This is a genomic window from Thermostichus sp. OS-CIW-33 (genome assembly GCF_054059615.1).
This window is the reverse complement of record NZ_JBSSCH010000015.1, coordinates 43,936-54,419: the sequence shown is the minus strand read 5'-3', so window position 1 is coordinate 54,419 and position 10,484 is coordinate 43,936. Positions and strand designations below refer to the sequence as shown.

The window sequence follows — 10,484 nt, the reverse complement described above, 5'->3', positions numbered from 1 at the left end:
TCCAGGCAGAGCACAACATCCTGATGCACCCGTTCCACCAGCTGGGCGTGGCTGGCGTGTTTGGGGGTGCGCTGTTTAGTGCCATGCACGGGTCGCTGGTGACCTCGAGCCTGATTCGGGAGACCTCGGAAGAGGAGTCTCAGAACCTGGGGTACAAGTTTGGGCAAGAGGAAGAGACCTACAACATTGTGGCGGCGCACGGGTATTTTGGCCGGTTGATTTTCCAGTATGCGTCGTTCAACAACAGCCGGAGCCTGCACTTTTTCCTGGCGGCTTGGCCGGTGATTGGGATTTGGTTTACGGCTTTGGGCATCAGCATCATGGCGTTCAACCTGAACGGGTTCAACTTCAACCAGTCGATTGTGGACAGCAACGGTCGAGTGGTTGGGACGTGGGCTGATGTGCTGAACCGTGCCAACCTGGGGATGGAAGTGATGCACGAGCGGAATGCGCACAACTTCCCGCTGGATTTGGCGGCGGTGGAGGTAGCGCCTGCGGTGCGTGGCTGATGGCCTGACCTGACGCTTCAACAGCATTGGTGGATCCCCCAGCTTGGTCTGGGGGATTTTTTTGTTCTCTTTGCTGGGGTGATCTTTCCCAGAGCTTTTCTAGAGTTAAATTGGGGCCATTGCCTCTGTGACTTAGGGATATGGCAATCATTTCTTCTCGGGATACAGGCCAGAACGCTGAGGGCCCCAAGCGGCGGCAGCAAAAGTCTTCAGCCTGGAGAAAAGAAGGCAGAGAGTTGAGCTTTGCTGGGGAAAGGGGAGCGGATCCCTCTGCCCTGTTGCAGCCGCAAGCCCACCCTGGCGAAGCCCAGGAAGAATCCCTGCGCCCGCGCACCCTAGCGGAATATATTGGCCAGACGGAACTTAAAGAAGTGCTCTCCATTGCCATTGCGGCGGCCCGCGCTCGCCAAGAGCCTCTGGATCACCTGCTGTTCTACGGCCCGCCTGGTCTAGGCAAAACCACGGTGGCAGCAGTGCTGGCGGCAGAAATGGGATCCCAGTTCTACATGACCACCGCGCCGGCTTTGGAGAGCCCCCGCGACATTGCCGGGTATTTGGTGCGCTTGAAGCGGGGGGATGTGTTGTTTATTGACGAGATCCACCGCCTGCCCAAGGTTACAGAAGAATTGCTCTATCCGGCGATGGAGGATTTTCGTCTTGATATCACCATTGGCAAAGGTCGCTCTGCTCGCATCACCTCTCTGCCCTTGGAACGCTTTACCCTCATCGGGGCCACAACCCGCATTGGCGCCCTCACTTCTCCGCTGCGGGATCGCTTTGGCCACGTGCAACGGCTGCGCTTTTACGAGCCTCACGAGCTGGTGCAGATCGTGCTGCGCACGGCTCGCCTCTTAAATGTCTCCACCGATCCAGAAGGGGCTGCAGAGATCGCCCGCCGTTCTCGGGGCACGCCCCGCATTGCCAACCGCCTGTTCAAGCGGGTGCGAGATTACGCCCAGGTGCGAGGGGATGGCCACATTAGCCAAGAAGTGGCAGCAGCCGCTCTGGAGCTGTTCCAGGTGGATCCCATGGGTTTGGATTGGATCGATCGCAAGCTGCTGACGGTGCTGGTGGAGCAGTTCGGTGGAGGGCCAGTGGGCTTGGAGACGATGGCCGCGGTGACGGGTGAGGATCCCCAAACCATTGAAGAAGTGTATGAGCCTTATCTGCTGCAGATCGGCTACTTGCAGCGTACACCCCGTGGCCGAGTGGTCACTCCCGCTGCGCTACGGCATTTGGGCTATGAAGCCCAATCCCCCCTGCCTTTGTGGAGCTAACTCGTCTCTCCCCTCACCCCCGACCCCTCTCTCACAAGAAAGAGAGCAGTTGAGAGCCCCATCTAGCTACGGTCATTGCCCACAGGGCTGAAGCTGGGCACCACCAGCTCGCGGTTTTGCTTGGTAAGGCGACCGTACAGCTCCTGCGTGTTGGGGAAGTTGGCCGCCGGCAAGGTGGGGAAGCGGCGATAGGGCACCGTGTCCTCGCCGAAGAGATCCCGATATTCCTGGGTGTTCAGCAGGGCGCGCACAAAGGCTTTCACCCCCTGGGTGGCCAAGATCTGGTTGTACTTGCGGATCTCCTGCTGGTTGAGGGGCGCACGGCCCAGAAAGTGCTTGGTGCCCAGCTCGATCACCTTGGTGTTGGGATAGGGGGCATAGAACTCGGAGCGGTACAGCTCGGAACACCCCAGCGCCTCGATGAACTCCTTGACGGTGATCTCGCCGTTGCGCAGCTTGGACTCGGCAGAGCTGAGCTCGGCGCTGATGTTGTAGATGTCCATATCCCGCTCGAAGACCTGCCGGTAGGCGGCGCGGATGAGGTTGTTGACTTCCGCTTTGTTGGCCAGGCTGGTGAGCTTGAAGACAGGGATCTCTTGGCGTACCTTGGGCACCCCCTGCTGGGCCCGCCGCTGGATTTCCAGCTCGCCGGAAGGCATATCCCGAGGCTGACCCAACTTGACAAAGAGAGGGATGTCGTCGTCGGTGCGAATGGGCTTGGTCACTGCCATGTCGGTGGAGCCGGGGCGCATCCGCCGCAGCGCCAGGCCGCCGGGGGTGAGGTAGCGCTCATAGGGCACGATATCTTCCCCGAAGACCTGCTGGTACTCCTCGCTGTCGAGGATGGCGTCCACGACGGCGTAGAACCCTTGCTTGGAGGCGATGTCAAATAGGCGGTTCATCTCCTGGCGCCCGTAGGTGGGTCGGCCCAGTAGCTTGCGGTGGATAAACTCGATGGCTTTGCAGACATACAAGCTGGACCAGTACTTGTTGCGGAAGAGATCCGACTTGGCCAGTTGGCGAATAAACTCTTTGACAGGAATTTCCCCCGACTCCAGCTTGATCTCCCAACGGGTTAGCCGTTGGCCTTCGTAGGGCATGTAACCGTACACCTGCTGGTAGCAGGCGCGGATCACCGCCTGGGTGGATCCCTCGCTGCCGACAATGCCGGCCCGCACCCCCAGCCGTCGGCTGCGATCGCCGGGAGTCTGGGTGAGCTTGAAAACCTTCGGGCCAAGGCTGCCGGGATCCCCTGCTGCTCTGGGATTGGTGCGCTCGTTGGTGAGGGCAAAGCCGCGCCGGATGAGGATGCGCTTGACATCTTTGTTGAAGGGAGCAGGGCGGGCGCTGAGGGAACGGGTTTCCTTGGGGAAGATGGCCCCAAATTGGATCTCCAGCGGGTCATTGCCGGAGCCATAGGCATGCTGATCCGGCAGGGGCCGGTTGTAGCGGGCAAAGAGGGTAATGAACTGGGGCACCTTGCGGCGGGGGGCAGCGTAGTTGTAGAGGTCGAATTTGGCCCCCCAGTTGGCGCTGGTTTGCGCTTCTACCCCCAGCTTGCGCAGGTAGGGTACCGTCTCTTCGCCGAAGTAGTCTCCGTACTCGCGGCTATCCACCAGCGCGTCCACCAGGCCAGCCAGACCCTTGCTGGAGATGATGGAGAAGTAGGTCTGCACTTCCTCGCGGGTTTCGGGAGCCCGCCCCAGGAAGTGGCGGAAGGCCAGCTCCACGACGCGGCTGTTGATGTAAGGCTCGTAGAACTGCTTGCGATACAGCTCCGATTTGCCCAGGCGGCGAATGAACTCCTTCATGGAGATCTCGCCGTTTTTCACCTTCGACTCCAGGTCGGAAAGCTTGAGGCCGTAGGCGCGGCGGATATCCCGCTCAAACACCTGTCGATAGGCGGCCTTGATGACTTCTTCTTTCTCGGCGTTGGACAGCCCCGGCTTCATGGCAAAAACGGGAACTTTTTCGGCAGCCAAGTTGTAGATCTGGGGTAGCTGCAGCCCTTGCAGAGGGATCCCGTCGGCGGTGCTGGCATTGCGCTGCCGCAGCTTGTCGGAAGGGGCGGGGGCGATGAACTCGCTCAGCAAGACATCGAAATATTGGTTGATGATGGCAACTGCTTCGGCATCTTTGCGGAAGTAGCCAGCCGCCGCCCGTTTCATCTCTTGAATGGCGACAATGGTGGCCTCGGCGGAGCAGGCATTTTCGATGATCTCCCGCAGGCCGCGCGTGTTGACGGCGATGATACTGGGATCCCCGGCCACCAGGGCGTAGGTAACGTAGCGCAAAAACCAGCTCAGATCCCGCAGCGATTTGCGCATGTTGGCAGCCCCGTAGCGGGAGATGTTGATGGGGCGGAAGTTGGGGGGAATCTCCACGCCGCTGGCGCTGAAGATGTTGCGGATGGCCTCGATGAATCCGCCGGTGGATTCCACATAGAAGGCAGTGCCCAGCTTGAAGGCTTCCTTCTCATCTTGAGTAACTTCGGGCCGCTCCAGATAGGCCATGGGCGAGCCCCCCGTGAAGATGCGGTTGGCGGCGCGACTGACGATGATTTCGGAGTTGGCTGCAATCACCTGGGCAATGTCCAGCCGTTTCAGGCCGCTGGAGAAAAAATCCTCGAGGCGATCCAACTCGGTGCGTCCCAGATAGCGATCCTGCTGTTCCGCTTGGGAGATGGTCGATACAGGCACGGTTTGGTACAGACGGGGGCTGGAAACGACTGCGCCAGCGGATACGTTGATACCCATCGATCTCTTAAACTCCGTTTTGATCGAAAAAACTGCCGACAAAGGCCGAGGACAGTGCCATCGAAGGGGATGAAGAGGCTGACCCGCGACCGGACAAGTATCCCTCTTTGAGCTGAGAAGGATCGCTGTCCGATCCCTGAATGGGAGGCCAAGCCTAGAATACTAGGGGCATGGGCCCAGAGGGGGAGGATTGTTGCAGTTTGTAACACTGTTTCTCATCCACAAAGACATGGCTCCCAACCCAGCTCTACCCCCCCATCTGTTGTCTTCTGCTTTTCTCCTTGAGGATTGGGAGCAGGGGCATTACGAGCACGTCATTCAGGTCTTGCAGCAGCGGCTCGAGCAGGGATCCCTGTCTCCAGAGCTGTATTGGGATCTGGGATCTGCCTATCTCCTGCTGGGTCGGGAACTGGAGGGGCAGCTTGCGTGGCAAGAGGGCTTGGCAATGCTGCATGCAGAGGGCGTGGCCGAATCCGAGGCCGCTTACCACCTGCTGAGGGGCTTGCAGGCTTTGGCGGAAAGGCTGTGGGAGAAGGGCCATTGGCCGCAGGCAGCAGCTCTGTATCGGCAGCTTCTGGAGGTGGGGGATGGGCTTTCTGGGCTGGAGCCGTCTTCTGGCCAGGCTTTGGCTGCCCACCGCATTGGCCTGACCCAAGAGCGGAGCCGGCTGTGGAGCTCGGCAGCGGAGTGGTTTGAGCGGGCTTGCCAACGGGATCCGGCGGCAGCAGAGAGTTTTTGGCGCTGGGGCTTGGCCCTGATGAAGCTGGGCCGTTTGCGAGAGGCGATTTCCCCTCTGCAGGAGGCTGCGCGGCTGCGCCCTGAGTGGGGGGATCCCTGGGTACAGATGGGCCTGGCGTGGCTGGATCTGCAGGATCCAGTTCAGGCTGTGGGGTGTTTCCAGGCGGCTGAGGCGCGGGGCACCGGGACAGCGCAGCTCTACAGCTACTGGGCGGAAGCGGAAGTGCGGTTGGCTCACCCTGAGGCGGCTTGGGAGAAGGTTTGCCGAGCGGTGGCAGCGGAACGGAATTGGGTGCAGGCGTGGTGCGAGGGCAGCGGCGGAGAAAGCCCTCTGCGGTCTGGACTGGAGCAGGCATGCAGAGGGGAGGGCCCCGATTGCCTGCTGTACTCGGCTTGGCGGCAGCGTTGGGCTCCAGAAGGCGTTGCCCCTCCAGCAGACTCCTTTTCCCAGAGCACTCCCCCTACAACTGACTTCTGGCCAGTGCCAACCCAAGGCTACCTCACCACCCGACAGTGGCATCAGGCCACGGGCGAAGGGGACTACCAACTGCTGGATCCAGGGGGGGTTCTCTGTCTAAAAGCGCCCCCTGCCGCTGATCCCGACATTTTGCAAAAGTTGCGCCCGCAGCGCATCCCCTTGGCAGAGACCTTTGTCGCCCAGATCCCCCGAGGATCCGTCCACGTGGGCCACTATCCCCGCCACCTCTACGCCAGCTTTGCCAGCGGGGTGCTCACCCGCCGGGGAGAATTGCTCGCCGATCTATCCCTGAGCTTGCCGCCGCCGGAGTTCCTCGACTGGGACTACAGGCCAGATCACCTGCGACACCACCCCCTGCTGGGCTTGCCCCATCTCCCCCCACCGATCCCACTGGATGGCCCCGTTGCCCTTTTGCCCTTGGGGGCAGTTAATTACTTTCACTGGATGGTGGATATTCTGCCGGCCCTCGATATCTTGCAGCGGTCGGGCGCCCTGGAAAAGGACATCCCCATCTTGATCCACGGGTATCAAAGAAAGCCCTTTCAGGTGCAGAGCTTGGCTGCTTTGGGGATCCCAGCCGAGCGCATCCTCAGCTTTGAGCAGTTGGGGGGATCCCATCTGCAAGCCCAAAACCTGATCGTGCCCTCAGCAGGCGCTCCGGTGGGGTGCTTGACGCCTAGGGGATTGGAGGTGCTGCGGCAACTGGCCCAGCCGAGTTTCTCCATCGACCCCCTGCAGCCGCGGCGGATTTACATCAGCCGTCGGTCTGCCCGCTGGCGGCGGGTGATCAACGAAGCGGAGGTGCTGGCCTGCTTGCGCTCCTGGGGATTTGCACCGGTGCAAATGGAAACCCTTTCTCTTCAAGAGCAAATAGCCCTAATGCAAGGGGCAGAGGCGGTGATCGGGATCCACGGGGCGGGCCTGACCAACCTCGCCTTTTGTCCACCCGGCACCACCGTCATCGAGATCTTGCCCAGCAATGCAGTGCTTCCCTATTTTTGGAGTATTGCTCAGGTGGCAGGGTTAAGGTATTTCCCCTTGGTGGCGCCTGTTTGCGATCCGGCTTTGGTGGCTCTTCTTTCCAGCCCCGATTTGGATCGAGAAGATGCCTGGGTTCGGATCCCGGACTTGCTGAATGTGCTGGAACAGACAGGGATCAAGGGATGATGGGATCGGAGGGACTCGAACCCTCACGTTCTTGAGGAACAACGGATTTTAAGTCCGTAGCGTCTACCATTCCGCCACGATCCCAATCTGTCGGCAATAGCCGTACTACTCTACCAAACTGCTTGCCTTGGGGGGGCAAGTCTTTAAGTTGGTTCACCCAGCCCTGCAGTGGAGGGTATGAAGTAGGGGATTGCTGCCCCTGCTGATGGGATCCCTGCTGTGCCCGCTGGCTTGAAGCTCCTACAACTTCTCTTTCAAAAAAACGTTGGCCACCCAGATCCCCACCACCGCCAAGGCGGCCATCCCATAAAAGGTATAGCTATAGCTGCCCAGCCTATCGCGAATTTGCCCCGCGATCATCGTTCCCACCAAGGCCCCAACTCCATAGGCGGTAAACACAATGCCGTAGTTCTGGGCGTAGCGTTCGGGATCAAACAAGCGCAGGGTCAGGGCGGGAGCCATGGCCAGCCACCCCCCCAGGCAAAACCAAAGCAAGGAAAAAGTTACCCAGTAGGCCAGAAGGGATCCCTGGGGAGGCAGGAGCATCAGCCCACAGGCCAGCAGGATCAGCCCATAGGAGCCCGTAGTGACCTGATGGGGATGTAATCGATCGGCCAACCAGCCAAACAGAGGACGGCTGAGCCCGTTGAAAATGGCGAAGAGAGCCACGCTGTTGGCAGCCGCAGGGGGATCCAGGCCGATCAGCTCTTCCCCCACAGGACCAGAAATCCCAATGGCGCTTAAACCAACCAGGGTGCCGATGGCGTAGCAGATCCACAGGCCATAGAAGGAGGGGTTTCTCAGCAGAGGGAGAGAGCGCCGAGAAGTCAACGGAGAGCGATCTGGGCCATTCGTGGATTTTCTTGGAAAAGGTGAGGAAGGGATCCAATCGGGAGGAGGAAATCTCAGTTGGGTTGCGATCCCCAGGATCACTGCCGCGAAGAGGATCCCCAAAATCAGCAGCGTAGGTCGAACCCCCAGCGCCTCGATCAAGCGGTTGGCTAGAGGAGCGGTAAGCAGGGGGGATAGGCCAAAGCCGATAATGGTGGACCCCACCGCCAATCCCTTGCGATCCGGGAACCAACGGGCTGCCACGGCCATTGGCACTCCATAGGCTATTCCCACACCGCTGCCGGCAATGACTCCATAGCAGAGGGCAATCCACCCAATGGAGGGGGCGAAGCTGGCCAGCCCATAGCCCAGGCCCACCAAGCTGCCCCCCAGAGCCAGTACTCGGCGGGATCCCCAGCGGGGGATGACAAACCCTGTGATGGGCATGAGGGTAGCGTAGAACACGAGGGCAATCGTGTAGGGCAGCAGGCTCTCACTGGCCCCAATCCCCAGCTCTGTTTCCAGGGGCTTGCGGAAAATGCTCCAGGAATAGACGGTTCCCAGGCAAAGAAGAACCAGGAGCCCCAGGAGGATAAAAAGCCATCTCCCTCCATAGGCTGGTTGTCTATACAAAGTAATGGGGGATCCAACCCTTTTCATGGGTATTTGGAGCTTGTTAGAGCTGAGTTCAACCCATTCTCTCAGCCCTTTCGGGGATGAGCCGATAGGAATAGAATTGCTTGAATTGTTCAGCCAACCGTTGGCTAGAGGCGTTTGGCCTCTACCGTCTTGGGCAGAGACAAAGGCTCCGGCAGCTCCGGGATGGACAATTCCCAACCGTTGCTCAAGGTGAAAATGGTTTCCCCGGCCTCTGAACGGGTGGCCACAACCGATTCTTCCAGATCTTTTTTGGGAACGTAGACCATCAAATGCCCGTAGGCACTTTCGTGCAGGATGACTTTCATAGCCCTTTCTCCACAAGTTCCAGCTCTTGGGCACGGCACCCCACCACCAAGCCTTTGGCCAAGCAGTGGACGGCATAGACGTAAAACCGTTGTAGAAAGGTGCCAATGGAAATCACGTAACCTTCGTCGCCCGGAACGGCCAAGATTTTCCCCACCGGCTGGCCGAAGAAGGTGCCATCGTTGCGGATGACCTTACGGATGCGGACTTTGTCGCCCAGCTCAAATTGGGGAGGGCGATCCAGCTCCAGTTCGTCGCTCATGGGGTACCTCCTGTGATTTCTGCCAGCACCTGACAAAGCTCTTGGCGGGTTAGGCTGCGGCCTACTTGGCGCGCCCGTCGAGACACGGCTGCCAAAATGGCCTGAGATTTGGAAGTTTCCTTTCCGGACAAGCGGTTAGACAACATCGGGATGGCTCTCCTCTGGGATGGGTTCTGGAGTGTGTTGCGCCCATTGCGTCAGCGTTGCGCGGCAATAACGGGCCAGTTCCGCCGGTGGGATCGGATGCTTGCAGTGGGTGACGTGCTGCCGCACCTGTTCCAGGAGCTTTTCCAGTTGGCCAGGTGGGATCTGCTCGACAGGGATCCCGTGTTCCTTGAGGATTTGCAGCAGCAAATGCCGGCCGGAGTGTTTGCCCAACACCAGCCGCCGCTGGCCGCCCACGGCTTCTGGTGGGAAAGGCTCATAGGTCTGGGGATCCCGCAGCACCCCTGCAGCGTGAATGCCCGACTCGTGGGCAAAGGCGTTGTCGCCAACGATGGCCTTCCAGGGGGGGAGGGGAGCACCGCTGGCCCGCGCCACCTGTTGAGACAGCTCCCGCAAACGGCGGGTATCCACCCCAACATCGATCCCCAAGGTGCAGCGCAGAGCCATCACCACCTCTTCCAGGGGGGCGTTGCCGGCTCGTTCCCCCAGGCCGTTGACGGTGGTGTTTACCGACTGAGCGCCGGCGCGGATTCCGGCCAAGGCATTGGCAGTGGCCATGCCCAGGTCGTCGTGGGTATGCATCTCCACAGGGATATCGATGGCCCGCACCAGACGGCGAATCTGCTTGTAGGTGCTAAAAGGATCCAAAACGCCCACCGTATCGCAGTAGCGGAAGCGCCGACAGCCCCAGCTCTGGGCCATTTGGGCCAGCTCGATCACCTGCTCCAGGGAGGTGCGGCTGGCATCTTCTGCCCCCACCGAGACCCACAGCCCTTGCTCCAAGGCCATCTCCACGCATTGGCGCAACTGTCGCAGCAGCCGAGGGCGATCCCCTTGGAACTTGGCAGCGATTTGCCGATCCGAGACCGGCACGGAGATGTGGATCCGCTTGAGGCCGCAACGAATAGAGGCGAGGATATCGCTGGGCACAGCCCGGTTCCAGCCCAGCAGCTGAGCCCGCAGCCCCAGGCTGAGCATGGCGCGAATGGCTTCCGTTTCCACGGCGCCCATGGCCGGGATCCCCACCTCAATTTCGGGTACGCCAATGGCATCCAAGAGGGCGGCAATGGAGATCTTCTCGGGGATTTGGAAGGCTACCCCTGCTGCTTGCTCCCCATCGCGCAGGGTGGTGTCGTTGATGGTAACAGAGGAATTCATGGGATCCATCCTCCAAGACCTACGGCCCGCCTAGGCAATCGGTAACCGTCGATGGTGCTCCGCACCGCTAGCGGGACCCCGGTTGCGTCAGGGCAATCATGTCCAGGGTAGAAAGCTCAACCAAGTTGCCGCAGAATTCATCAGATTCCTGTAAGGCTTGGCTGTTCCTCTTAGCGGGGT

The 10,484-nt window shown here is 60.1% G+C and carries 8 protein-coding genes, 1 tRNA gene and 1 pseudogene; 3 read left to right on the top strand and 7 right to left on the bottom strand.

Going from position 1 to position 10,484, the window contains the following annotated elements; all coding sequences use genetic code 11:
- A pseudogene (locus tag ACVWZG_RS10895) lies at positions 1 to 509 on the top strand (photosystem II q(b) protein); the annotation flags it as partial.
- Positions 510 to 649: 140 nt separating this feature from the next.
- Positions 650 to 1,786, top strand: coding sequence for a Holliday junction branch migration DNA helicase RuvB (gene ruvB, locus ACVWZG_RS10890; RefSeq protein ID WP_011430641.1), 1,137 nt, complete (start codon positions 650 to 652; stop codon positions 1,784 to 1,786).
- A gap of 62 nt (positions 1,787 to 1,848) precedes the next feature.
- On the opposite strand, the gene ACVWZG_RS10885 is transcribed toward ruvB, so the two are convergent.
- Complete coding sequence (locus tag ACVWZG_RS10885; RefSeq protein WP_457406978.1) at positions 1,849 to 4,542, bottom strand: phycobilisome rod-core linker polypeptide; 2,694 nt, start codon at positions 4,540 to 4,542, stop codon at positions 1,849 to 1,851.
- Positions 4,543 to 4,735: 193 nt separating this feature from the next.
- Here ACVWZG_RS10885 and ACVWZG_RS10880 point away from each other — a divergent pair, with 193 nt between their 5' ends.
- Positions 4,736 to 6,925 carry a glycosyltransferase 61 family protein gene (locus ACVWZG_RS10880; RefSeq protein ID WP_457406981.1) on the top strand — a complete coding sequence of 730 codons (2,190 nt, stop codon included), beginning with the start codon at positions 4,736 to 4,738 and terminating at the stop codon, positions 6,923 to 6,925.
- Here the strand turns inward: ACVWZG_RS10880 and ACVWZG_RS10875 are convergent.
- The 6 genes from ACVWZG_RS10875 to nifV all read right to left on the bottom strand — a co-directional run bounded on the left by ACVWZG_RS10875 (position 6,926) and on the right by nifV (position 10,304).
- Positions 6,926 to 7,009 (bottom strand) — tRNA-Leu (locus tag ACVWZG_RS10875). It lies immediately after the preceding gene.
- Positions 7,010 to 7,165: 156 nt separating this feature from the next.
- Positions 7,166 to 8,422: an L-lactate MFS transporter gene (locus ACVWZG_RS10870; protein WP_457407028.1), complete on the bottom strand. Its 1,257-nt coding sequence runs from the start codon at positions 8,420 to 8,422 to the stop codon at positions 7,166 to 7,168.
- A gap of 98 nt (positions 8,423 to 8,520) precedes the next feature.
- Positions 8,521 to 8,721 (bottom strand): putative nitrogen fixation protein NifT, encoded by a 201-nt coding sequence (gene nifT, locus ACVWZG_RS10865; RefSeq protein WP_011430645.1) that lies wholly within the window; start codon positions 8,719 to 8,721, stop codon positions 8,521 to 8,523.
- Complete coding sequence (locus tag ACVWZG_RS10860; protein WP_011430646.1) at positions 8,718 to 8,981, bottom strand: nitrogen fixation protein NifZ; 264 nt, start codon at positions 8,979 to 8,981, stop codon at positions 8,718 to 8,720. Before ACVWZG_RS10860 ends, nifT begins: the two co-directional genes overlap by 4 nt.
- The gene (locus ACVWZG_RS10855) at positions 8,978 to 9,127 is read right to left on the bottom strand and encodes a hypothetical protein (RefSeq protein ID WP_011432085.1); all 150 of its coding nucleotides are present in this window, start codon (positions 9,125 to 9,127) and stop codon (positions 8,978 to 8,980) included. Before ACVWZG_RS10855 ends, ACVWZG_RS10860 begins: the two co-directional genes overlap by 4 nt.
- Complete coding sequence (nifV, locus tag ACVWZG_RS10850; RefSeq protein WP_457406983.1) at positions 9,117 to 10,304, bottom strand: homocitrate synthase; 1,188 nt, start codon at positions 10,302 to 10,304, stop codon at positions 9,117 to 9,119. The genes ACVWZG_RS10855 and nifV overlap by 11 nt, the downstream gene beginning before the upstream one ends.
- Between the last annotated feature and the right edge of the window lie 180 nt (positions 10,305 to 10,484).